The sequence below is a fragment of the Paenibacillus naphthalenovorans genome (genome assembly GCF_001465255.1).
Lineage (GTDB): Bacteria > Bacillota > Bacilli > Paenibacillales > NBRC-103111 > Paenibacillus_G > Paenibacillus_G naphthalenovorans.
Window position 1 is genome coordinate 1,514,339 of the sequence record NZ_CP013652.1, and the last position, 25,010, is coordinate 1,539,348.

22 protein-coding genes are annotated in these 25,010 nt (G+C 47.2%); 19 read left to right on the top strand and 3 right to left on the bottom strand.

From position 1 onward, the window contains the following. Nucleotides 1–26: 26 nt before the first annotated feature. Nucleotides 27–1,244 (bottom strand): MFS transporter, encoded by a 1,218-nt coding sequence (locus IJ22_RS07310; protein ID WP_062408245.1) that lies wholly within the window; start codon nucleotides 1,242–1,244, stop codon nucleotides 27–29. A 133-nt stretch (nucleotides 1,245–1,377) separates the two neighbouring features. Here IJ22_RS07310 and IJ22_RS07315 point away from each other — a divergent pair, with 133 nt between their 5' ends. The 19 genes from IJ22_RS07315 (at nucleotide 1,378) to IJ22_RS07405 (ending at nucleotide 22,390) form a co-directional block, all read left to right on the top strand. Further along, the gene (locus IJ22_RS07315; RefSeq protein ID WP_062408247.1) at nucleotides 1,378–1,773 is read left to right on the top strand and encodes a winged helix-turn-helix transcriptional regulator; all 396 of its coding nucleotides are present in this window, start codon (nucleotides 1,378–1,380) and stop codon (nucleotides 1,771–1,773) included. 371 nt (nucleotides 1,774–2,144) lie between these two features. Beyond that, entirely contained in the window at nucleotides 2,145–3,737 is a 1,593-nt protein-coding gene (locus tag IJ22_RS07320) for a DUF5050 domain-containing protein (protein ID WP_235594280.1), read from the top strand. 193 nt (nucleotides 3,738–3,930) lie between these two features. After that, complete coding sequence (locus IJ22_RS07325; protein ID WP_062408249.1) at nucleotides 3,931–4,371, top strand: hypothetical protein; 441 nt, start codon at nucleotides 3,931–3,933, stop codon at nucleotides 4,369–4,371. Between the two features lie 336 nt (nucleotides 4,372–4,707). Beyond that, entirely contained in the window at nucleotides 4,708–5,352 is a 645-nt protein-coding gene (gene sleB, locus IJ22_RS07330; protein WP_062408251.1) for a spore cortex-lytic enzyme, read from the top strand. Nucleotides 5,353–5,610: 258 nt separating this feature from the next. Then, nucleotides 5,611–6,387, top strand: coding sequence for an HpcH/HpaI aldolase family protein (locus IJ22_RS07335; protein ID WP_235594281.1), 777 nt, complete (start codon nucleotides 5,611–5,613; stop codon nucleotides 6,385–6,387). Between the two features lie 21 nt (nucleotides 6,388–6,408). Further along, nucleotides 6,409–6,690 (top strand): YciI family protein, encoded by a 282-nt coding sequence (locus IJ22_RS07340; protein WP_054817236.1) that lies wholly within the window; start codon nucleotides 6,409–6,411, stop codon nucleotides 6,688–6,690. Between the two features lie 84 nt (nucleotides 6,691–6,774). Then, nucleotides 6,775–7,647: an NAD(P)-dependent oxidoreductase gene (locus IJ22_RS07345; RefSeq protein ID WP_062408254.1), complete on the top strand. Its 873-nt coding sequence runs from the start codon at nucleotides 6,775–6,777 to the stop codon at nucleotides 7,645–7,647. A gap of 323 nt (nucleotides 7,648–7,970) precedes the next feature. Beyond that, on the top strand, nucleotides 7,971–9,761 hold the full coding sequence (locus tag IJ22_RS07350) for a LytS/YhcK type 5TM receptor domain-containing protein (RefSeq protein ID WP_062408256.1): 1,791 nt from the start codon (nucleotides 7,971–7,973) through the stop codon (nucleotides 9,759–9,761). After that, on the top strand, nucleotides 9,721–10,461 hold the full coding sequence (locus IJ22_RS07355; RefSeq protein ID WP_062408258.1) for a LytR/AlgR family response regulator transcription factor: 741 nt from the start codon (nucleotides 9,721–9,723) through the stop codon (nucleotides 10,459–10,461). The genes IJ22_RS07350 and IJ22_RS07355 overlap by 41 nt, the downstream gene beginning before the upstream one ends. 100 nt (nucleotides 10,462–10,561) lie before the next feature. Continuing rightward, nucleotides 10,562–11,554 carry a Bug family tripartite tricarboxylate transporter substrate binding protein gene (locus tag IJ22_RS07360; RefSeq protein WP_235594334.1) on the top strand — a complete coding sequence of 331 codons (993 nt, stop codon included), beginning with the start codon at nucleotides 10,562–10,564 and terminating at the stop codon, nucleotides 11,552–11,554. 131 nt (nucleotides 11,555–11,685) lie between these two features. Continuing rightward, complete coding sequence (locus IJ22_RS07365; protein WP_054817243.1) at nucleotides 11,686–12,717, top strand: Bug family tripartite tricarboxylate transporter substrate binding protein; 1,032 nt, start codon at nucleotides 11,686–11,688, stop codon at nucleotides 12,715–12,717. Between the two features lie 72 nt (nucleotides 12,718–12,789). Further along, complete coding sequence (locus IJ22_RS07370; RefSeq protein ID WP_054817244.1) at nucleotides 12,790–13,239, top strand: tripartite tricarboxylate transporter TctB family protein; 450 nt, start codon at nucleotides 12,790–12,792, stop codon at nucleotides 13,237–13,239. Nucleotides 13,240–13,243: 4 nt separating this feature from the next. After that, nucleotides 13,244–14,749 (top strand): tripartite tricarboxylate transporter permease, encoded by a 1,506-nt coding sequence (locus IJ22_RS07375; protein WP_062408262.1) that lies wholly within the window; start codon nucleotides 13,244–13,246, stop codon nucleotides 14,747–14,749. 25 nt (nucleotides 14,750–14,774) lie between these two features. Then, complete coding sequence (locus IJ22_RS07380; RefSeq protein WP_062408264.1) at nucleotides 14,775–15,758, top strand: hydroxyacid dehydrogenase; 984 nt, start codon at nucleotides 14,775–14,777, stop codon at nucleotides 15,756–15,758. Nucleotides 15,759–15,895: 137 nt separating this feature from the next. Further along, nucleotides 15,896–16,615, top strand: coding sequence for a type 1 glutamine amidotransferase (locus IJ22_RS07385; protein WP_062408266.1), 720 nt, complete (start codon nucleotides 15,896–15,898; stop codon nucleotides 16,613–16,615). 315 nt (nucleotides 16,616–16,930) lie between these two features. Continuing rightward, nucleotides 16,931–17,701: an ABC transporter ATP-binding protein gene (locus IJ22_RS07390; RefSeq protein WP_062410902.1), complete on the top strand. Its 771-nt coding sequence runs from the start codon at nucleotides 16,931–16,933 to the stop codon at nucleotides 17,699–17,701. 325 nt (nucleotides 17,702–18,026) lie between these two features. Then, entirely contained in the window at nucleotides 18,027–19,598 is a 1,572-nt protein-coding gene (locus IJ22_RS07395) for a glycosyltransferase (protein ID WP_062408269.1), read from the top strand. A gap of 21 nt (nucleotides 19,599–19,619) precedes the next feature. After that, complete coding sequence (locus IJ22_RS25660; RefSeq protein WP_082660728.1) at nucleotides 19,620–22,124, top strand: glycosyltransferase; 2,505 nt, start codon at nucleotides 19,620–19,622, stop codon at nucleotides 22,122–22,124. Beyond that, a complete protein-coding gene (locus IJ22_RS07405; RefSeq protein WP_062408271.1) occupies nucleotides 22,121–22,390 on the top strand; it encodes a hypothetical protein in 270 nt (89 codons plus the stop codon). Before IJ22_RS25660 ends, IJ22_RS07405 begins: the two co-directional genes overlap by 4 nt. A gap of 98 nt (nucleotides 22,391–22,488) precedes the next feature. Here IJ22_RS07405 and IJ22_RS07410 read toward each other — a convergent pair whose 3' ends face one another. Both IJ22_RS07410 and IJ22_RS07415 read right to left on the bottom strand, forming a co-directional pair. After that, nucleotides 22,489–23,358: a hypothetical protein gene (locus tag IJ22_RS07410; protein ID WP_062408273.1), complete on the bottom strand. Its 870-nt coding sequence runs from the start codon at nucleotides 23,356–23,358 to the stop codon at nucleotides 22,489–22,491. Then, nucleotides 23,348–24,589: a glycosyltransferase family 4 protein gene (locus IJ22_RS07415; RefSeq protein ID WP_062408275.1), complete on the bottom strand. Its 1,242-nt coding sequence runs from the start codon at nucleotides 24,587–24,589 to the stop codon at nucleotides 23,348–23,350. Before IJ22_RS07415 ends, IJ22_RS07410 begins: the two co-directional genes overlap by 11 nt. Nucleotides 24,590–25,010 lie beyond the last annotated feature (421 nt).

The window sequence follows — 25,010 nt, forward strand, 5'->3', positions numbered from 1 at the left end:
GTCAGTATTTCATGCGGTTCAATGGTTCAATGTATTGATAAGCAGGTTCCCGCATGAGCTGCGGTTTTCTGTCTTCTTTCCAGAACCATGCTCCAGATTGTGAGGACCACGGCTGCCAATACCATGACTGCGCCGATCCAAGCTGTATGAATAAGCCCGATGGCATCCGTAACGATACCGCCCAGATAGGCTCCAATGGCAATGCCTGCGTTAAAGGCGGCAATATTAACGGCAGATGCGACATCGACGGCCCTGGGGGCGTAACGATCTGCCAGCGTGACGACATAAACCTGAAGTCCGGGTACGTTCATAAAAGCCAGCAATCCCATGCCGAAGATGGTGATTAATCCCGGAATTTTATACGGGGCGGTGAATGTAAGAAGAAAGAGTATAAGAGCTTGTAAAACAAACATCCACAGCAAGGCCGTAAGCGGCTTTCGGTTCGCCGCCTTGCCCCCGATGACATTGCCGATGGCGATGGCGATTCCGTACAGCAGGAGAATGAAGGCTACCGTCGTTTCCTTAAATCCAGTGATGTCATGCAGTAACGGGGATAAATAAGTGAAAACGACAAAGGTTCCTCCATACCCGAGGGCGGTAATCATAAACGCAAGCAGCAGCCGTCCGTTAGTGACAAGTTTCATTTGATCGCGAATCTGTATCTTGCCGCCTTTGCGCAAATGGGAAGGGACAAGGATCATGTTGGCGATGAAAGCAACAATGCCAATGACGACAATTGAAATAAAGGCTGCGCGCCAGCCCAGCTGCTGGCCGATAAAGGTGCCGAGCGGCACACCGGTAACGGTGGCGACCGTCAGCCCGGAGAACATGATCGCAATAGCGCTGGCCCTGCGGTTCTCAGGTACGATGTCGGCCGCGATGGTCGAACCGATCGACATGAAAACACCGTGAGAGAGCGCGGAGATGACGCGGGCTGTAAGCAGCATTACAATTCCGCTGGAAAGAGCGGCAAGGCTGTTGCCTATAATAAAAACAAGCATGATCCACACCAGCAGCGTTTTGCGGGGAATGCCCGATGTCACAGCTGTTAATACCGGCGCTCCGAAAGTAACGCCCAGGGCATATAACGTAACGGTTAACCCGGTTAAGGTAACGGAGATGTTTAAATCTTCAGCGATCAGGGGAAGGAGCCCCACACTGATAAACTCGGTTGTTCCAATCGCAAAGGCGCTTATGGCCAAGGCTAGAAGCGCCAACGTACTTCTATTTTTATCCAAAGACATTCGTTCCACTCCTATCTGGTAATTACCGGCCGGCAAATGTTATTATGTATCCAGCGGACAAAAATGAACAGTACGTACTTTAAAGTACCATAGGTACTCAAAAGTTCCTATACACCAAGGAGGCAGATGAACGATGACTAAAAAGAAATACAACATCTCGGTTGAGGCTACCCTTGAGGTCATCGGGGGAAAATGGAAATGCGTCATCCTGTGCCATTTAACGCGCGGTAAAAAACGGACAAGCGATTTAAAACGCCTGATGCCCGGAATAACACAAAAAATGTTGACTCAGCAGCTCAGAGAATTGGAAGAGGATGGCATCGTGAACCGAATCGTCTATAACCAGGTCCCGCCCAAGGTAGAATATGAGCTCAGTGAATACGGATGGAGTCTCAAATCGATATTGGATGCCTTATGTGATTGGGGAGAAAAACATATCATCAAAGAATATGGCGATAAATATGCGGTGCTGGAGGATAATATATTAAATCAAAGTGATGCCGATCTGCAGAGCCTTACGAATAAGTAAGGCAGCCGGAAAATGTAAAGGCCTATGGAATGGACAGAAACTTGGTGAAGACTTCAAATTTCTTATTTCAAATCAATTGGCTTGAATCTACTTTTCCTTCAAACACTTGGGGGACTGTCATTTCCCATAAGGCTTTTTCAAACCATTTTACTCATCATCATTTAAAAACCGACGGGAAGTTCGAAGCCTACGCTCGAAAATATATGGAAATTCTAAACGCGTTAAAGGTTGGCGGAAGCTTTATTTACACACCGGGTCTTTCTTTTAATTGAAGAATTATTAATCGCATCCAACGATTCGTTTGCAGTGGAAGCCGGAAAATATACGACAAAAGTAATTCTAAAGAAACGTTAGAGAGGACGACGATTCCTGTGAGAAAGAAGATGTTTTTATGGGCCGGTTCATTGACGCTTTGTTTGAGTTTGCTTCTGCCTTCCGGTAGAGGTCTCGCTGCGGAGCATCGTGTAAGCGTTACATTGCCAACATTTGAGGTGAAGCTTAACGGAAATAAAGTCGAAAATGAATACCGGGAATATCCGTTACTCGTGTATAGGGATATCACCTATGTTCCGATGACATGGTATGATTCCAGACTTTTGGGCTTGGAAACGGAATGGACGCAACAGGACGGGCTTAACATTGCTAAAGGAAAAGTGACTTCATCTTATGTTCCTTACAAAACCGATCATAAACATTCGGGCGGCTACAAGGCAGCCATCCCTGCATTTAAGATTACTATCAACGGCAGGACGGTGGACAATTCCAAAGAAGAATATCCCCTTTTAAGCTTCAACAACGTGATCTATTTCCCTCTGACCTGGAAATTTGCACATGATGAATGGGGTTGGGAATATGTGTGGGACGATAACGAAGGTCTGAATATAAATTCCGGCAACCCTCAGGTGAAAACCGTGGATCTCCCAACCTTTGCAGGTGAGAATGATGTTGCCGTATTTAAAGGATATTATTACTTTGCAGAAACCATAGGAAACACGAACCATGTATACAGAGCGCCTGTTCATAACACGTCAAATAAAGAACCGGTATATTCTTATGATGTGGATGCCTCATACAGCTTTAATAAGCGTTTGAATTTTGAGATCAGAGATGACGAACTCTGGTTCTCTTATCATGTTGGCGGAGCAATCATGGGCTACGATGTCTATTGCAAGGTAAACGACAATGGAAAGGCTGCAATAGAGCAACAAGGGTATCTCGATTTTAAACAGACTCCGAATGGAACCTTAACTATCCATCAATTCGTGCCGCCAGGAGGGAATAATCTATTGCTGGCTGCGGCCGGGCAAGAGAATCAACATGGCAAACGGATAGGGAATCCGAATCTGATCTACGGATGGCATGTAACGAATGACGGTACGTCCACAAGCTTTGGCCCAGATCGCTCCACTACCGTTCTCGGAGACGATGTCTATGTGCTGGCATCATCGTATCCTGTTGAACATGGGGATTTAAACAAGATTTACAAGATCAATATCAAGACAAATGAAACGGAAAAGATCATCCATGCGGAAGTGAGCCATTTTAAAATATTGAATCACAAGCTGTACTATGTAAAAGATGCGGATCATTCTTTATATTCAGCGAACCTGGATGGAACGGATGAGCAAAAATTATCCGATCTTCCCGTTGCCAATTGGTATGACGAAATCGACGGTCAGGTGTACTACACCGCTGCCAATGTAAAAGGGCAATTCCATCTTTACAGGGTGGAACCGTCCAAAGAAGATGCGCTTGTAATCAAAGAGCCGGTGGAAAGCGTCCAATTTGTGAATGATAAAATCATATGCAAGCTTGCAGCGGGAGAAGAATATGGCGTTAAGGTATTGGATCAATCCGGGGATCTTCATCTGGCCATTACGGATCAGGCGTCAGATGTTTTTGCATATCATGATTTCATTCTCATGGTGTCTGCAAAAGATCAATCGATAAAGGTGATTCAGTAGAAATGGCAAATGCGGTAAACGGATGACCCTCCATATAGCCAGCTTCAAGACCATTTTTTACTAGTGATATGAATACCCAGTTCGGATTTTGTTTCTCAACATATACTAAATTTACAATAAAATAATATTTTGATAAAATACGCAGCTCCCGAAGTGATGATTCAACATAGGGTTGGAAAGGAGGGAGTCGACCTTGATTAAATTGGACAGGTACATGAAAAAGAAAATAAAAGGAAAGAAATTCATTGGGGCCGGCAGAACACGAATCGTATACGATTTAGGCAAACGCCGTGTGTTTAAAGTAGCCAAATCCAAAAAGGGAATCCGGTCTAATCAAACGGAAGTCATCTTGTATAAGTCATCCGAGAGACCGATAAAAAAACACCTTGCCCGAATTATCGATTACGACACGTCATATCGCTGGGTAACCATGAAAAAGTATAATAAAAAATTCCCCAATATTCCTAAATATAGAAAAAAACTTAAGAAATTAGTAAAGAAATTTCATAAAAATGGAATCCTTCCCTCAAGGAGTGTACGCGATTATCATACACCCTATACGCCTAACCTGCGTTTAAAACGGAATAATCGGGTCGTGGTCATCGATTATGGGAACTTTAAATATAAACGATAAATAAAAACAAAAGAAATATGGAGAGCATTGCCGTGAAGGATTATAGGGAATGATGCATTTTCAAGGAAAATGAAGGATGTAAATGGAGCTATCGGCAGCGCGGCTCCTTTGTTGTTTATGGCGATCATGAAGACCTGTAACCTTAGGAGAAATCTGGAGAAAAGTGAATTACATAGAAGAAGTGCAGTTGGGAGCACAACCGTAACACTCTTTCATGTAAGCAAGCCCCGGGATGAGGCTTGCTTATTTTTTTCCAAATTAATGCCAATAATTGCGGGTTGTGACCCGATACCATCACCCGGTACAATGAAAAAGGATGAAAGGAGAGATCATACCATGAAAAAATGGACGATGGCCATCCTTTTCTCATTCCTTTTATTTTTTTCATTTGCGGTATATGCGGATCACGCAAACGCCGCACCAACGCTCAATATGGGCAGTTCCAATGGGGATGTATGGGATGTGCAGTACCGGCTGAAGGTTTTGGGTTACTACCAGCAGCCCCTAGACGGTAAATACGGAGCACACACAGCCTCCGCCGTACGCAGCTTTCAAAAAAATTACGGCCTCACGGTGGACGGCATTGTTGGGGACCGCACGTGGGCTATGCTTAAAAAATACAGCTTAAATCAGGCAGAAATCGATATCCTGGCCCGCGTTATACACAGCGAAGCACGCGGTGAGCCTTACATGGGCAAGGTGGCCGTAGGAGCTGTCGTCATGAATCGGATACAGTCGCCTTTATTCCCGAATACAATTCAAGGCGTAGTTTTCCAGCCAAGAGCCTTTACTGCTGTAGATGACGGACAGTATTGGTTAACACCCGACCGCAGCGCCTATCTGGCAGCCTTCGACGCCGTACGCGGTTGGGATCCGACGAAAAACTCGCTCTATTACTTTAATCCCGACACGGCAACGAGCGCATGGATTTGGACGCGTCCGCAAGTGTTGAAAATCGGTAAGCATATTTTTGCGCGTTAATCCGTTGGAGGATGCATAATCACAACCTTTAACCAGTACCCTTATGAGGGTGCTGGTTTTTATTTTAACTTTTATTGGCACCTTTTATAACTTTTATAAAGACAAATTTTGAAAACAGTTTGTCGTCTTTTACATATATTTAGTCACTTTAAATTAGCGGTTTGTCCTGAAAATAGGCCGCTGCCTCTTTCATCAAGTATGATGGCATTACAGAACAAATTAGAGAAGCTGACCATTATGCATTGAGGGAGGGCATGAATGATGCCGAACATGGTGAAACAGAAATTGAAAAACGGACAGTGTGCCACGGGCTGCTTTATCGGGTTTCATTCTCCATCAGTAGTCGAAATACTCGGACATGCAGGTTTTGATTTTGTCGTTATTGACAACGAGCATGGCCCGTTTAGCTGGGGAGAAGTCGAAGAGATGATACGCGCCGCGGAATTGGCCGGAACCGTTCCGATTGTACGGGTGGCTTACGATAAATCCGATATTCAAAAAGCGCTTGACCGCGGTGCGATGGGACTTCATGTTCCGATGGTCAATACGAAGGAAGAAGCGGAAGAAGTTGTGCAAAAAGCAAAATATCCTCCGGTTGGCAGAAGAGGCACGGCCTATTCATGCAGGTCGGCACAATACGGTAAAGGAGGCGGCGCTGCCTATTTGCAGCAGTCCAATGAAGAAATCCTGATCGCCGTACATATTGAAACGCCGGAAGCCGTCGACCATATTGATGAGATTATGAGTGTGCCGGGAATTGACATTTGCTATATCGGTCCAACGGATTTGTCGGTCACGATGGGGTACAGTGCTGAAGGACCGGAGCACCCGGAGGTTCAACAAGCGATGGACCGCGTGATGGCGGCAGGACGGAAGCATGGGGTTACGGTGGGGATTCAGGTGGCGAGCGCGCCGGCTGTGACCCAAAAACAGCAGTGGGGAGCTCCTTATATCGGTATTGCGATTACACCCGTGCTGTATAATGCACTCGGAGAAGTCGTAAAAGCCGGTAATCCGTTAAGCCGATCAAAATAATCCGGAAGGAGATGAGGATGATTGAAATATTTTGCTGTCTTTTTACCGATGCTTAGTCCGGAAAAGAGCCAGGAATACCGTCCGCAGCACCTTGATTATCTGGCGATCAGGCGCAAGGAAGGAAAAATTTTTGCCAATGGCAGATTCTTGGACGGAGCCGGAGGTCTGGTCATTTATAAAGCCGATTCGGAAGAGGAAGTCAGGCATATCGTCCAACAGGACCCTTATGTGATTCACCAGGCAAGAGGTTATGAGATCCATGAATGGGAAATGGTAACGGAGGCGATTCTTCCCGAATCGTAAAAGCTTCTCGCAAGGTCCTATGAACTCCGGTTTATAGGACCCTTTACGTAAGCGTATTCTGAACAAACCACAGGAGGGAAACATATGAAGGTTGCTTTCATCGGGCTCGGGAATATGGGATTGCCCATGTCCAAAAACTTGGTTAAGGCTAATTATGAAGTGTATGGGCTGAATCGCAGCAAGGGCCGCGAGCAGCTCTTTGCCGAGGCCGGGGGGAAGACGGGCTATTCGCTTCCCGAGTTAGCGCGAATTGCTGATGTGATGATGACCTGTTTGCCTTTTCCCGCTGATGTGGAGGAGGTTTTCCTCGGCTCCGACGGGATCGTAGCCAACGGACATGCCGGACAAATCCTGATCGATTTCAGCACGGTATCTCCGGACCTGAACCATAAAATAGAGAAGGAAGCCGCGAAGAAGGGGATAGAGTTTTTGGACGCGCCTGTAAGCGGAGGGAATTTCGGAGCAGAGAGCGGAACATTAAGCATAATGGTCGGCGGGAAAAAGGAAGTATTCCATAAGGTATATCCTTTGTTTGAAGTGCTGGGGAAACAAATTTATCATACCGGACCTGTAGGCAGCGGAACGATTATCAAATTGATCAATCAATACATGGTCGGCGTTCATACGCAAGCAGCCAGCGAAGCGTTCATCATTGGAGAAAAAATGGGCATCGACGGGCCATTGATGTTCGACATCTTAAATGCAAGCTATGCGCAGAGCCGGATTTTTGAGAGACACTACACGAATTTCATTGCCCAAAATCAATTTCAAGCGGGGTTTGCTTTGAAGCTGCTGTTTAAAGATTTGACGCTGGTACAAAAAATGGCCGAAGACAATGATATAAACCTGCCTATAGGGAAGCCAATCACATCTTTGTTTCAACAGGCAAAAGAAAGCTCACATGGAGATAAGGATATGTCGGCAATGGTTTTATATGTCAAGGAACTCCAGAAGTAATGGAGCATATGGCATTCACTTAACGGATTCTTGTGTTGTTGATGAAGTGCAAGAAAATATCCCCTGAACAGCCCACGTGCCATCGTGGGTTATTTGTTTATTATAAAATCGTTATTGACATCGCACGATCATTAGAATTAATATGAATTCAGATATATCAGTTAAATATCTGATTGACATCTATAAATTTGTAAATTATAGTTCCTCGTAAAGGGACGATCGTTTCCGGAGTTACCTCTACCGTAAATGAGAAATGCTTAGCAGGTTTTATGGAAGCGCTTTATAGGATTCCGATTGGTTACTAGCTAAGGAGGTGATTCATCATGTGGGAATTACTGCGTCAGCTAGCGGAAAACATGGCGATGATTGTAACCATTGCCTTTCTGTTGACCCGGATCAAATCCTTTCACCTTATTTTTCAAAAGGGTTTAAATCAACAAAGTAAAGTGATCATTTTTGCCACATTTGCCTTATTTGGAATTGTGAGCCATTACATAGGAATCCATATCATGACGGATCATCTCGCGCTTACCGCATGGAATTGGGGAACCAGCAATGGTCACTCTTCCATCGCCAACACCAGCCCCGTAGCCACGATCATGGGGGGGCTATTAGGAGGTCCCGTGATCGGTTTGGGAATTGCCCTGGTCATTGGAGGATATCGTTTTCTATATGGCGGATTCGCCGATTGGGCTACGCTGGGTTCATTCCTTATATTAGGGTTACTGGCTGGTTGGGCCGGCGCATATTTGAAGAGAAAAGGTAAAGTGACTCCTTTATCGGCCTTATGGGTGGCGTTGTTCTTAGAACTGATTCATATGGCCATCCTTTTGTTTCTCCCCGAGCCGGATATATTAGCGTTTCAATTGGTACGTTTAATCGCCATTCCCATGATCGTCATTAATTCACTAGGGGTTTGGATTTTTGCGCAAATATTGGAGACCGTTCTAAAGGAAGATGCGAAAGCACGCGCTTTTGAAACGCATAAAGCCTTGTTTATTGCAGACAAAACGCTTCCCTATTTCCGTCAGGGACTTCATGCTTCCTCATGTAGAGAAGCGGCGAAAATCATCCATAGGCAAAGCGGCGCCGACGCTATTGGTATTACGAACCGGTTGGAAATCATTGCCTATGTTGGCGGCGGCGAGGAAGAACTATACGTGTCCCAGCGGATGCATCAATCCTTAATTCGAAACGCGTTGGTGTCCGGCCAGAGGGTCGTTTTTAAGCGCCGGAACAAACAGGAGGAGCAGACATTCCCCTTTGCCATGGTCATCGTTTTGCCTCTTGTGGTCAGTGGAGAACCGATCGCCGCCCTCTTGCTGTACTACAGAAAGGCGCATTCCATGAGTGCTGCGGAGGAAGAGCTGGCTGAAGGATTGAGTAAGCTGTTCTCTACCCAGTTGGAACTGGGTGAGGTAGAGCGGCAGAAAAAGCTGCTTGCCGATGCGGAGATCAAGGCGCTTCAGGCACAGGTTAATCCGCATTTTCTCTTTAATTCCATTAATACGTTAGTTTCCATATGCAGAACCGATGCCATGCTGGCAAGAAAACTGTTGTTGGATTTGGGGACGTTTTTTCGCAGTAATTTACAGGGCGCCAGGCAGTTATTCATTCCGCTGTCGAAAGAACTGGAGCATGTCCAGGCCTATTTAGCCTTAGAGCAGGCCCGTTTTCCGGGACGCTATCGTTTAAATATACAAGTTGAACCCGGACTCGAGGAAACCTTAATTCCTCCTTTCACTCTGCAGCCGCTGGTGGAAAATTCAATCAGCCATGGATTTGCAGGCAGAAGGAAAGGAGGAATGGTGAATATTCAAGTTTACAATGACCAAGGTCATGTAGTGATTGAGGTCAAAGACAACGGAAAAGGAATGGATAAGGAAAGACTGAACCTATTGGGGAAAAAAGCGGTTGATTCTCATAAAGGCACAGGCACTGCATTACATAATATCCATGAACGCCTGCATGGGCTCTACGGAGCCAATGTTTCCATGAAGATTAGCAGTGAGAAGGATAAAGGAACTCAAATTGAACTGCGGTTTCTACGAACAGATGGAGGGGAGTATGGGGATGCTGAGAGCCTACTTGATAGAGGACGAGCCATTTGCTAGGGATGAACTTAAATATTTGCTTGCCAGATTGAGAGAAGTCAAGGTCATAGGAGAATCGGATACGATGGAGGAAGCCGTTTCCGATATTAAACAATTAGAGCCGGATGTGATTTTTTTGGATATATGCCTTGCGGATGGAAGCGGCCTGGAGGTTGCAAAGCAAATTAACAGGCTAAAACGTCCTCCATGGGTTGTGTTTGCTACGGCTTTTCATCAGCATGCATTGGAAGCATTTGAATTGAATGCGATTGATTATATCACCAAGCCATTTATGGAGGATCGGATCGAGCAAACCATTGAGAAAGTCAAAAAGCTGACGGAGCAGCAGAAAGCGGAGGGATCTCTAACCCATTCTAAACCATCTGAAAAGCGTAAAAACAAGCTTGCCGTCTCGCAAGGAGAGCGAATCATTATGGTTGACATGGACAAAATCGTATATATTGGAACAGAAGACCGACAGGTTGTACTGAAATCGGTGGACGCCAGGTTCAAGATTGATGCTCCGTTATATGAGATGACCCATAAGCTGGGAAGCTTCCCTTTTTTGCGTACCCATAGGGGGTATATCGTGAATGCGGACTTTGTAGAAGAAGTGGAACCTTGGTTTAACGGGACGTATAACCTTTTATTGAGTGACGGTTCCAAAGTTCCGGTCAGTCGTTCCTATATCAAGGAAATACGTGAATACTTAGACTTCTAAGCCGGCTATCCCAAAAAAGTTGCACATTGGAGATAGCCTTTTTTCTTAACATTCAGGGATTTCACATAGCAAATATGCGGGAGGGATGTACATCGTGCAAATGGGTAAAAGCTTTCGATCATCTTTGCTTATTCCTGTACTGCTATTAGGGACAACGGCCTGCTCACAAGCTCCGAAGCCTGTGAATGAAATGGTTAAACCGGTTTATCCGCTTAAAAATATAGAAATGGTTGTCGGATATACCGCGGGCGGAGGCACGGATGTCGTGGCTCGTATCGTGGCGAAGACTGCAGAAAAGTATATGCCAAACGGTAAAACCATAAGAGTAACCAATAAACCGGGCGATAGCGGAACGAATGCCCTTGTCGACATTATGCAAGCGAATCCAGATGGATATAAGTTAGGGTCTGTATCCGCAGGCAGCTTGGCGATCCAGCCGAACTACGGTAAAACCCCGTTTGCATCCGACAGCTTTATTCCGATCGCACAGTTTAACTCCGCGCCAAATATCCTTGTAGTTAGGGCCGATGCCCCGTGGAAAAGCTACGATGAATGGTTAGCCTGGGTAATGAAGCATCCCGGCCAGTTTACCTATGGATCAAGCGGAGCAGGCAATACCCAGCACCTGGCGATGGAAGCTGTTAACATCCTGGAAAGCATCCAAACCAAGCATGTACCCTATGACGGCGCAGCGCTTTCGATCAAAGCTTTGTTGGACGGATATGTGCAGGGAGTGATCGTTCTGTCGCAAGAAGCCAAGCCGCATGTGGATGCCGGCTCGCTGCGCGTACTGGCGAACTTGGGGACGTCCCCGACGAAAGCCTACCCGGATGCCGTGTTTTTGAGGGAAAGAGGATTTATCGGCCTGGACACCTGGTCGGGCGTGGTTGTGGCGAAAGGCACCCCGCAAGAGATCGTGGATACGCTTCGGGATGTGTTTAGGAAAGCGATGAATGATCCGCTGCTCAAAGAAGAATTCAATAACATCGGCCTCGAACCGGCTTATGCGGACAGCAAAGAATTTGCTGAAATCATTGCCCGAACAAGCAAGTTAACCAGAGACGTAGCTAAAGTCATCGGTTTAGTTAAATAGCGGTGATTTTGTCGCCATAATGAATCGTTTAGTTATTTCATATCAACAGTTCGTCTTGAAAATATGTTGTTACCGCTTTCATTAAGTATGATAAGCCTATAGAGTCTACTACACTATTGAGGAGGGTTTATATGCAAATCGGGAAAAGCTTTTTATTCACGCTGCTCACAGGCGCGCTGGTTTTGGGGTCTGCAGGCTGTTCCAATGCTCCTGAAACAAAACCAACGGGTGCTGAGCAAGCTGCGGAAACACAGAACAAAGAGACCAAAACCGATTTTCCGAAAAAGGATATCGAACTCGTGGTTGGCTTTGCCGCAGGCGGCGGCACAGACGCCGTTGCGCGAATCGTTGCAAACGTTGCCAACAAATACATGCCGGGTGGCAGATCGATTGTCGTATCCAATAAAACGGGAGGCAGCGGAACGATAGCTTTGGCCGATATCCTGCAGTCGAATGCTGACGGGTATAAGATCGGTTCCGTAACGACCGGTAACCTGGCGATTCAACCCAATTACGGCAAAACTCCATTTCAAATAGACGACTTCATTCCTGTTGCGCGATTTAATTCCGCACAAAACCTGTTGGTGGTCAAGGCTGACGCTCCTTGGAAAACGTATGACGAGTGGCTGGATTGGGTGAAGAAAAATCCGGGCAAATTTACCTACGGGACGCCAGGGGCAGGCAATACTCAGCATTTAACGATGGAAGGCATCAATATTCTGGAAGGCATCCAAACCAAGCATGTACCGTTTGACGGTGCGGCGCCTGCACTTACGGCTTTGTTAGGCGGTCATGTGCAGGGGGCGGTCGTTCTGACACAGGAAGCCAAACCGCATGTGGACTCCGGTACGGTGCGCGTACTCGCTAACGCCGGCACAAGCAAAATTGAGGCCTTCAAGGATGCGGTATTCTTAAAGGATAAAGGATTTGTAGGTTTGGACACCTGGTCCGGCGTCGTTGTTCACAAAGACACACCGAAAGAAGTCGTCGATATTCTTCGTGAGGTGTTCAAGAAGGCGATGGCAGATCCATCGATCAAAGAGGAATTCAACCGGATTGGTCTTGAACCAGCCTACGCGGATAGCAAAGAATTTGCCGACATCATTGCTCAAACGAACAAGACGACCGGCGATGTGGCAAAGTCCATTGGTCTAATCAAGTAATTTTCTTAAAGGGCATGTCTGTGCTGCGTGCTGATATGCCCTTATCATCGGCAAAAGAGGTGGTTGATTTTGATGAGACAAAATGCCGGTGTTTGGGCGGCGATCTTCATTTTTCTGTTCGGCTTGATGTTCTTTTGGATGTCTCTTTCGTTTGATTATATGGGGCCGGAGGGGCCAGGACCGGGCCTTCTTCCTTTGTGGCTAAGCGGGCTTCTCATCATTCTCTCGGTGGTTTACATGATGAATTCCATAAAGCATATTACCAGGTTCAAGGATATTTTGCCGAGAGGGAAGGGCTTCATCAATATCGTAACCATCATCGGGTCATTTCTTCTCTTTCTACTAACCGTTAAATCGATTGGCTTTGTGATGGCCGGGACCCTTTTTCTTTTCATTCTGCTGGCAAGAGAGTACCAATGGTACGCCGGCCTTGGGATTTCCATTGGAATTTCGATTATTCTGTTCTGGGTGTTCTGTAAACTGCTGTCTGTGCCGATACCGGTTAATGCCTGGGGGTGGTGATGCCGTGGAACTATTTTCGAATTTGTTCGTTGGTTTTGAACATGCGATTTCCGGATGGAATTTGTTATATTGCTTGGTCGGCGTCACGATAGGGATGCTTGTCGGAGTTATGCCGGGCTTAGGCCCGACGGCAGGTACGGCCATCCTGATTCCGCTTACCTTCGGGTTGGACCCGATGTCGGCGATTATCATGCTTTCCGGAATTTTTTACGGCGCGATGTACGGGGGGACTATCACCTCCGTATTAATTAACACCCCCGGGGAAGCGGCGTCGGTGATTACCTGTCTTGATGGTCATCAAATGGCTAAACAGGGAAGAGCAGGCGTTGCGCTCGGAGTGGCCGGCATAGGCTCCTTTATCGGGGGGACGGCGGCGATTCTGGGACTTGCTTTTGTCGGTCCGCCACTTGCTCATTTCGCGCTGCGTTTCGGTCCGCCTGAATTTTTTGCTTTGATGATGGTAGGATTGTTAATGCTCATCGGTTTGATGGGAAGATCGCTGGTCAAAGGTATGATTGCAGCGATTATTGGACTTCTCCTCTCCCTGATCGGAATGGATCCTGTCTCCGCATCGATTCGCTTTACCTTTGACCAAATGGAATTGTTGAATGGTTTTGATTTTGTTGCCATTGCGATGGGGCTTTTTGGGATTTCGGAGATTTTGCTAAACGCCGAAAACGCCATGAAAGTGGGTAAGCCGCCGAAGGTCAAGGGACTGTTCCCAAATAAAGAGGAATGGGCGCCGACGATGAAAGCGATCGGGCGCGGTACAGGGTTAGGTTTTATATTGGGCTTGATCCCGGGCGCTAATGCGGTCATTGCGTCACTGATGTCGTATTCCCTGGAGAAGAAAATGGCGAAAGACCCCACCCGTTTTGGAAAAGGAGCCATTGAGGGTGTGGCAGGACCGGAAACCGCGAACAATGCCTATAGCGGTGCAGCCCTGATTCCGCTCTTTACGCTGGGGATCCCAAGCTCGCCAACAGTTGCCGTCATTTTAGGCGCTTTTATCCTCCACGGCTTGACGCCGGGTCCCCAATTATTCCAGAACAACCCGGATTTCGTCTGGGGAGTCATCGCGAGTATGTTTATAGGTAACCTGATCCTGTTATTTATGAATCTTCCGATGGCCGGAATGTGGGCCAAAATCGCTTTGGTTCCTTATAAGTTATTGTTCCCGATCATTTTGATCATTTCTATTCTGGGTGTGTACAGCGTTAACAACAGCTTATGGGATGTCGGGGTCATGTTTATGTTCGGAATCATCGGCTACTTTATGAAAAAGCTGGATATTCCCATCGCGGCAACCGTATTGACCTTCGTACTCGGAGCGCTGATCGAAACCTCCTTACTTCAATCCCTGGCGATGTCGGAAGGTTCGTTAATGATTTTCTTTGAACGACCGATATCCGCGGTTCTTATGATCGTGGCCCTGGTCGTTCTGGCTGGAAGTATCATCAGTGTGGTGAAGAAGAAAAGGGGAATGCTTGCCAGCGATGTAGAGATGTAAATGAACAGAGAGGATTTGATAACCCATGAAACGTTATAAAGTGATGGTGGCCCAACCGATCGCCAAGGAAGGATTGGAAAGATTGGAGCAAGCGGGTCTGGAAGTGATTTATCCGGAGCAGCCTATCGATGACCGCTTGTTGGAGGTTCCGGAAGACTGCGATGCGATTCTCATAAGGACTGCGCAAATTGGCCGTCAGGTGATCGAGCAATGTCCTCAGCTAAAGGTGATTGCCAGACACGGGATCGGGGTGGATAACATCGATATGGCGGCTGCCTCGGAGAAAGGGATATTCGTTACGAACGTTCCCCGGTCTAATACCAACTCTGTAGCCGAGCATGTGGTCGGAATGATGATTGCCCTTGCCCACCATATCGTTAAAGCCGATAAAGAGCTTAGAAAAGGGCGTTTTGAGGTTCGTAACCTTTTTATCGGATCCGAGCTTGCGGGAAAGACGTTAGGATTGATTGGTTACGGCAATATCGGAAGGCTGGTCGTGAACAAATGCACCTCAGGTTTAGGCATGAACGCCATCGTTTATGATCCGTATGTAAAAGAGGTTTATTTGGATGGCGTTCGTCTGGTCGATTCCATCGAGACGATTTTAACGGAATCGGATTTTGTCTCACTTCACCTTCCTTACTTGCCGGAGATGCACCATTTTATTAATGCGGAAGCATTGAAGAAAATGAAGAATTCAGCTTATCTCATTAACTGTGCAAGAGGCGGACTGGTGGATGAGGAAGCCCTCTATCATGCCATCCAATCGGGTGATATCGCGGGCGCCGGGCTGGATGTATTCGAAGACGAACCTGCGCCGAAGCAGCACCTGTTATGGGAATTGGAGCAAGTGATCGTCACTCCTCATATGGCCGCTCATACGAAAGACGCTTTAATTCGAATGGCTGTAGGAGCCGCAGACGAAATCATTGCCGTATTAAACGGCAAAGAACCGGCCCATTGTGTGAACCGGCATCAACTCAATAGAACAGGTGCTATAAACCAATAAATGACAATACGGCCCGGACGCAGCAAATGATTTAGTAGAATGAGAGGGGAAAACGGGTAGTTATGTCGAAGGATAGATATCTAACTTTTTTAGTGTTATAATACATAACGTAAAATGAACTAAAAAGGGGCGGTTCTATGCGTTTGCTTCTGCTGAAACATTTTTCTTTTGACGACGAGTCATGTTTTGTGACATGGGCATCGACTCATCACGGTTACGTTGAAACTTTTGTGCCCTCTGAAGGCCGCCGTTTCCCCGATGTTTCTTCGTTTGATTTATTAGTTATCCTTGGCGGTCCGATGAGTGCTTATCATGAGCAAAGACATCCCTGGATATCCGCGGAAAAAGCTTTTATCCGAAAAGCTGTTCATCTGAAAAAAATGGTACTGGGTATATGCCTTGGAGCCCAGCTGTTAGCGGAGGTTCTGGGGGGCAAAGTATATAAAAACGAACAAAAAGAAATTGGTTGGCATCCGGTTTTTCGGACAGGTCAATCCCACTTTCTGATGAAGGACTTGCCCGATCGCTTCTATTCCTTTCAATGGCATGGCGATACATTTGAGCTTTCTTCTGAATTACTGCACCTCGCTTATTCGGAGGCATGTCAGAACCAGGCATTTGCTTACGGCGACCGTGTACTTGGTTTACAGTTTCATCTTGAATCCACGCCGAAATGTATTGAAACCATGGTGTCAGAATGGTCTTCTGAATTAATAGACGCTCAGTATATTCAAAATAAGGAGCAGATCAGTCTGCAAACGTACCGGCATAAAGACTCCGAGGCTATGCTTCACAGCATATTGGATAATTTTCATAAGCTTTACTTATTGGAAATGCCGGTTTCAACGACATTATAGTCGCGTGAAGTTTGGGGTGATCGTAAACGGCAGCAGGATGACCGGGTGGCCAAGCCGGAGTCTTTCGGCATCAAAACATACGGGAAGCGAGAGTGGAGCAGTATGCCCCGGCAGCTGCTCCGCTTTTTAAACATTAAAGGGACGGTGTGCGGGAGAAGCCTGGCATTGTGATTATATCAGCTCCTATCCCAACATCGTTTAGTATATTGACAAAAAAAGATAAGAACCCGTATGCTCTTTATGTGTAATAATTACTATTGATTGAGATTTCAGTTTCTTCATCAAATGAAGCATAGGAGGTATCCGATATGCATAATTATTACGTTTTATAATCGTAATAATTACATAAATATCTTTGTGTTAAAGGTAGCGGCTTTACATCAAGTTTCCCTGCAAATAGGAGAAGGGGAGTGTCTTGGCGTGGTCGGCGAAAGCGGCAGCGGTAAAAGTACGCTGGGAAGGCAGCTGCTTGCTTTGGACAAACCCGACCGCGGAGATATCCGATTCCAGGGGGTATCCCTTGCCGGTCTTCAAGGAAAAGCCATGCGCAGGATGAGAAAGCATATTCAAGTCGTGTTTCAGAACCCGACGGCTTCGCTGAACCCGCGGCTTCCCGTCTGGCGTTCCATCATGGAGCCGCTTGATAATTTCTCTGAGGTGATCCCGCCGTTTCTGGCCGATGTAAGGCACTCCGGACCAGAAACGGCGGCCAAGCTGTTGGAGATGGTCGGTCTGTCCGGAAATTACTTGGAGCGGTATCCGCATGAGATGAGCGGCGGGCAAAAACAGCGCGTGGCGATAGCCCGCGGGATCAGTTTGAATCCCAAGCTGCTGATTTGCGATGAGCCGACCTCCAGCCTGGATGTATCTGTACAAGCCCAAATCTTGAAGCTGCTGAAAAGCTTGCAAACCAGGCTCGGCATGTACATTTTGTTTATTTCCCACGATCTCACGGCCGTCCGCATGATCAGTAACCGGATGATCGTGATGAAAGCCGGACAAATCGTAGATCAGTTTCAAGCTGACCAAATATTGCACGAAGAGCGGCATGAATACACGAAGCTGTTCATTCGCGCTGCGGGTTAGCGGAAAAAATCGTCGTCGTCGGCGGCAGATGAAAAACGGCGTTTTCGTTTCCTCTTCTGGGCGGAGATGCCGGATAGGATGGCCGCAGCTGGAGGAGTATGAATTGTCCCGGTTGTAACGCAAACCAATTTTAGAAAAACTCAGCCGCTATCTATAGCATGTCTTCACCTGCAATCATAGTCTGTTCTATGAGGCCAATTCTATTCTATGTCGATGCGCGCTAGATCGTAATGCCGGAAAGATCAGGAAACGGAAAGAAACGTTTGGATTGCCTAGATGGCAAAAATCACTCCGCCAACGGTACGGCGAGGGGAGAAACTGTGATATGAAAATATTAATCGCGACATACTGGCATCTGCCGCATGTCGGCGGAGTATCCACATATGTGACCATCCTTGCCAAATGTCTTGAACAATCCGGTCATGAAGTGGACATCCTTGCCCAGCATCCTGATATGACTCATTACTATTTTCTGAACAATAGTCTAACCTTCAAAAAAAGCTCTCTCATCCGGCAGGCTGAGCCTATCGTTTTGAGCCATTACGAGGAAAGCCCGGCGATGCTTACCCCATGGATGTTTCGGCGGGAATGCGAGAAATATGCGTTCCAGCTGGCGTGCCTGCAAACCCGGCTTGACCATTATGACGTGATTCATACGCAGGATATTTATTCGACGCTTGTCCTGAGCAGAGTAAAGCCGGCCAACATCCCTCTGGTCGCGACGATTCACGGCTGCCTGGCGACCGAGTGGGTAGAAAATAACGAGGCCCGTTATCTTTCGATGATCGAGCGGGAGTATTTGGCTTTAGAAGAGTATTTTGGCTGCATGTCTCCAGATTCCTTGATCTTGCCGAGCCGCTGGCTTGTTGACCGACTGTCCTCATTCCACATTTCCCATGCGAATACGCATATCATCCCTTATGGTATTGATCAACATGCCTTTCAACGTTCTCAGCCTGCCCGTTTGAAAATAAATGTCACATCCAGGGAACCTCAACCCATCATTATCGCCTGTCCCGCCCGCTTAGTTGCCATTAAAGGTCAAACATATCTCCTCGAGGCGATGGCCTTGCTTGTGCGCAAACGGAAAGGCGTCGTCTGCTGGCTCATTGGAGACGGCCTCATGAAGGAGGATTTGGAGAAACAGATCCATCAACTCGGCATTCATGAACATGTAAAGCTCCTGGGCAAGCGTTCCGATGTGCCGGAGCTTCTGGCATCCGCCGACATTGTCGTGCTTCCTTCATTGCAGGATAATCTCCCGTTTTCCATTATAGAGGCGCAAAGTGCAGGGAAGCCGGTGGTGGCCTCCAGAGTAGGCGGCATCGCAGAAATGATTGAAGACGGCAATAACGGATTTTTCGTGAGCCCCCGGAATGCGCAAGAACTGTATGAAAAGCTTCTTCTTCTGGTAGAAGACGGCGCTTTACGTGAGCGATTGTCGAACGCAGCCAAAGCATTTGCTCATAAGGTATGGAATGATCAGGTGATGACCGAACGTACGTTCCAAGTGTATCAAGAAGCGATCGGTAACCAGAAAGCAATGGAATGGAAAGAGGATTTTGTCAACCGATTAACCGTCCGTTTCTGGGAGTTATTCGATACGGAGCGGGAGCTACCGGTTCCATCCGTTACGGCCGTGAAAGGAAACGTTGTTGTTCAAACCGATCCTCTCCGCGGAGTTCCTGGCGCCCATGTCCATTTGATCGATATGTCCGGGGTTGTTCTCTGCAGCGCTCAAACCAATCACAACGGACATTTTTGGTTTCCTGACGTACAACCGGGCAATTATGCATTGGTTTGCTCTGCGGCAAATCTTGGCAGCAGAACGGTAAAAACAGCCGTTTCGGCCGAAGAGCCGATTTCGGTCGAAATCGTACTTCCGGGTAAACCATAACTACATTTGGAGGGATAGGGGTTGAGCAATCAGAAGCCATTTTATTTATGGAAGCAGTTAGAAGGTGAAAGAGAGCATGACCGATTCGGACATCGGATCGTTTCGGGAGATATTAACGGAGACGGCCACGATGAATGGATCATTGCGGCAAGCACGGCGACACATATCGAAGATGAATACGGAGTGAATCCGATCCCCCATTATTATACGGGAAAGCTGTACGTGTACTCGCAGGAATTAAGGCTTTTGTTTATTTTAAAAGGGGAGAAGTACGGGGAGTGCTTCGGCTCTTCTGTTGCGTTGGCGGACATGAATGGCGACGGCATATGCGAGATTATTGTCGGCGCGCCGCGATCAAGCTCCGGTTCCCGGATCGAGTGCGGAACAGTATCGGTTTTTTCCGGCAGAACGGGAGAATTGCTTGACCGATGGGATGGCCAAGAAGATTACGCCAAGCTCGGAACGGCCATCACGATTTTGGATTGGAACGGCGATGGGGTGCCGGATATCGCAGTCTCGTCCCATTACATGGATCCCGACGGCTTGGAACGGAACGGGAGGGTTACGATATTTTCAGGTGCCGACAAGAGCGTTCTGGCGCAATTTACAGGAGTGGAGCGGGAGGGCTTGGGCTTTGCGCTCGCATCAGGAGACGTTAACGGAGATGGGAGGGACGAGATCGTGATCGGCGCCCCCCGCTTTTCAAAAGCCGGAGCGGAGCGAACGGGAAGAGTTCTTATCTATTCCCAGGACAAGGGTTTACTGTACGAGTCCGCGGGGCGACGCTCCTATGATGAATTCGGATACTACGTTTCCGTATACGATATGGATGGAGACGGAGCGCAAGAGGTGATCGTGGGTTCGCCCAAGGCAAGCGGTGAAGAAGTAAGATGCGGAACGATCACGATAATTTCCGTCTATCAAAACAAAATACTTTTGGAAAAGGAAGGCTGGTTCGGGCTTCAGGAACTGGGATCAAGCGTTTTTCCTCTAGTCGATCGAACAACCGGCACTCCGATGGTACTGGCCGGAGCCCGAGCCGGGAGTAGCTATGTATTGAATATGGGCGGAGAGGTCGTTCATGAGTTTAACGGCAGCGAAGCCGAAGTATTTGGTTATTCGGTTTCGAGCACACGCAATCATGAAGGGGCTTGGATCGCAATCGGCGCCATTTCCGGTATGAATCAAAAAAAATTTATGTCAGGCTGCGTTTATTTCATGTCTTCCGTACCTCCCATTGAACCAAGCCGGGAAGCTCCAATCCTCGTTCCGGTGACTCCGACATCCAATAGCTCCGGGGATCAAGCCGGGAAAAAAATATTATTGGCCACGTACTGGTATCTGCCCCATGTGGGGGGCGTAGACGTGTACGTTCGACTATTGAAGGAACAATTAGAGCGGGCAGGTCATCAGGTGGACGTGCTGGCGCATCATCCGGATATGGCGCATTATTACCTGGTGAATGGAGGGGAAATGGTTGAAAAATGGCCGATTAAATCGGTCATTTACGATAAGGTGATGCGATTCTTCCAACGTTTCCTGTCCCATGTAGACCCCTGGATCCGCTATCGTGAAATTGAGCGTTACTGCTTCGAGGTGGCGGCATCGCTGTTTGATTTAAAGCAGTATGACGTGATTCATACGCAGGATATCATTTCAACTCGTGCGTTATCCAGAGTTAAACCGCCCTCAACCGCTTTGGTGGCTACGATTCACGGTCTGCTGGCCAAGGAGCATTTGATATCGGGTGAAATCAGAAGTAAAGAAAGTTTAGCCTGGAAATATGCATCGGATGAAGAGTATTACGGGTGCATCTCTGCGGATTCCACGATTGTACCTACACATTGGCTGCGCAGGGAATTGGCTCAATTCGGCGTACCGCCGCAAATGCTGACGGTCATCCCCTACGGGATGGATACTCAAGCGTTCGAAGACCGGCTCAAGCAGCCTTTTACCGGGCAGGCGGACAAGAAGGGGGCGTTTACGATCAGCTGTATAGCAAGGCTTGTTCCTGTGAAAGGGCACCGTATACTGCTGGGCGCTTTGCGCAGATTAACTTCGGATCCGTCCTGGCATTGCTGGCTCATCGGAGACGGACCATTGCACAATGATATTCAACAGTTGATTATAGACTACGCATTGACGGAGCGGGTAACGCTGCTTGGAGATCAGACCAACGTACCTTATCTCCTGAACCAATCGGACCTTATGGTGCTGCCTTCCCTTCAGGATAATTTGCCGTTTTCCATAATGGAGGCGCAGTTGTCAGGCGTTCCCATCGTGGCTTCCAATACCGGCGGTATTCCGGAAATGATCCAACATGAAAAAACAGGACTGTTATTCGAGGTGGATCAAGAAGAGGAGCTGGCCCACCGGTTGGTAAGCATGATGAACGATCCGCTATTGAGGGAGAGTCTTGCTGCGCAAGCAAAAGAATGGGCGCTGAAGCAATGGTCTTCCGTTACCTTAATCGAACGGACAATGGCGGTATACGATGAAGCCCTGAAGAAGGTGAAGAAATCATGATTTTTTCTTTTGACTTCTATGATCATGATAACCCGCAGCTATGGTCGAGGTTGGAAGAAACACTGCCTGCAGATTATACTTTGCTGGATCCTTCGTTCCTCCAATCGCTCGAACCGACGATGCCGGTCGAATCTTTCATCGAAAACTGCGGCATTCCCGGGCCGTGGGACGGGGAGGAGACTTTCTGGATATCTGTTTTGGAGAGGCTCCCGCAAACCTACTCCATTCCCGACCTGACCCTTTTAAAAAGGTTGTTTGAAAGTTAGCGGAAATCAAGCCGGATATGCTCACAGAATATCCGGCTTGATTTCTGTTTTGGGCAAATAATGCCGAGCTTGCTGAACCCTCTTTGCCTCGTAAACCGTTATTTGTCTCCATCATTTTTTTGTTCATTTGCTCCGCCGGCGGCAGCGGAGGGCAGATCCACTGCGGTCGATATTGGCCCCTCTGAAAGTAAGTCAATTAAAGGAGGTTCCACCATTCCTTCCACAGAGACATCATTTTCTATCGCTGTCGTTCGTAAGGAAGACTGCTTCTCCGCAGAACTGATCTGCTCCGCCGGCAGGGACAATCTTTTAACAAAATCAGAATCCGGAATGGAATAGTTGCTAGGCATGTTTGCGACGATCGAATCCCACAATTCGTGGTTTACCTGGATATTGTTCGAGGTGTCTACCTCAAACGAAAACAGGGAGTTGTATTGATCCGCGGGTGCGAGCGCACCGGATGAAAACTCTTCGGCCGGCCAGACCGGAGAAACGGGGATGCTTACCGTGTCTCCTGCAACTAACTGAAGATCTTTGCCCGGCTGCCTGCTGAATAATTTCCTTTTCTTCATCTGTCTTTTTCTCGCCGCTTTTCGGAGCAATCTCATTTTCGTCGTCCATTTTCTTTGTTTAACACGTTTGGAGCCCAACTTTTTTCTGGCCGCTAATTTTTTCTTGAGCCGCATGATTTTACGTTTATTTCGTATTTTCTTGTTTTCTGCTGCCGAACTTTTCCTCAATTTTGTCACCGTGTTCAGCTTGCGTTTTCTTAGTAATATCTTTTTCACATCTGCTATTTTTTTCCTCGATAGGAGTTTGGCTTTGCGTCTTTTTGAGACGGATATTTTATACACCGAGGCATTTTTTTTCAGTTCCTTCAAAATTTTCATCAGCCTGTTTTGACTGATGATGGCTTTGAGCTTTCTGCTTAACAGATTCCGGTGACTTACTCTCACTTTATCGCCCAATATGAGTACCTCCTCGCCGTACAATTCTTTTGGATACTATGGATTCGTAAGCATCGAATGTCTGCTCCATCATCTTTTCTATAGACCAGTGATACAACGCCCATTGTTTGGCCTGTTCGCCCAACCGCCTCCGGATCAGATCATCCTCAAGAACGCGTAAAAGGTTTCGATACATAGCTTGGCTTTGGCCTGCGGGGGAAACTAAACCGGTTTTACCGTGCTCGACCATTTCCGGAATGCCGCCGGCATCGGAAACAACAACGGCTTTTCCTGCAACCTGAGCTTCCATGACCGAGAAAGGCAGGTTATCCTGCAAGCTGGGAAGAACAAAAATTTGCGACTGTTTAAGCAGAGCAGGCACATCGGATCTTGCTCCCAAAAACAGGACGTGCTCCTGCAAATTCAAGTTTAGGCACTGCTGCATCAAATCGCCGCGCAGTTCTCCATCCCCCACAAGCCAGCATACCCAATCGCTTCTTTTCTGTTTCAGCAGGGACAGTGCTTCGAGCAAATGCTTGTGCCCTTTCACGGGAACGAGTCGGGCGGGGCATATGAGCACTTTTTTATCCGGCGGGTTTTTTAAGGTTGTTCCTTGTTCCATCTTTCCCTGAAATGCGCGAATATCCATACCGTACGGGATGACCTTCATATGATTTTTCGGAACCTTGAACTCCGAAATGTTCAAATTTCTGAGCCATCTGGTTGGAACGATCGTCATATCGCTCGAGACGGCTCCATAATATTCCTCAGCGGATGCGTATTTCCATGGCAGCGTGTTTTTTCCGGTAACTTCCCCGGAATAAATAAACTCTTTAGCGAGGCACCCGTGAATCGTTGCAATCAAAGGAGTGCCTTTGGGTTTGACTCGCCACAGCGCTTTGGTCGATACGATATCCTGCGTATGGATCAGATCGTATTTTTTTAGACCGAAGGAAACGGCTGCCGTTTCAAAGCAATATCTCTCGATTTCTCTCCAGCGGATCCAGGGATCGACGTGGGCCATTTTTTGCTCATAATAGGTGTACACTTTTTCGTAAACAAACTCTTTAATTTTAAATTTCTCCAGCGTTCGGCCATTATTCGGCATATAATACTTTTCCATGTCAGGATAGTGAGCGAATACGTCCACTTCGTGCCCCATCTTTTCCAGCTCATTCTTTAAAATATCCACATAAGTGGAAACACCACCTACGTGAGGTAAATAAAAATAGGTGCTTAACAGTATTTTCATATCCTCATCCCTTCCTTATCGGCCCTCGGATTCATTGTATGCTCCGTCTCGCAATGCTGTAAGGTATAAACAACCATTTTAATAGGCTATCAACCTCATGCATGATCTGCTTTTAGGTAGATTGGAAGCCTATAACAGGCGGTTTTAGGGGTATTCTACTATATTTCGGCAATCTGGATATGAATCTATGACACATCAAAGATCCTAAGCTCACGATAGGGCAACCAGCGGGAAAAGGGGATTGGACAATAAAAAAAGCGGGAGTTCATTCGGTCCATGGTCATTCTACTATTTTTCTCCTTATGGGGTATCAATCTATGACGCATAAAAGATCTCCAGCGTATGATATGGTAACTTAGCAGAAAAGGAGGGAGGACAATGAAAAAAACAGGAAACCATCCGATCCATAGTCATTCTACTA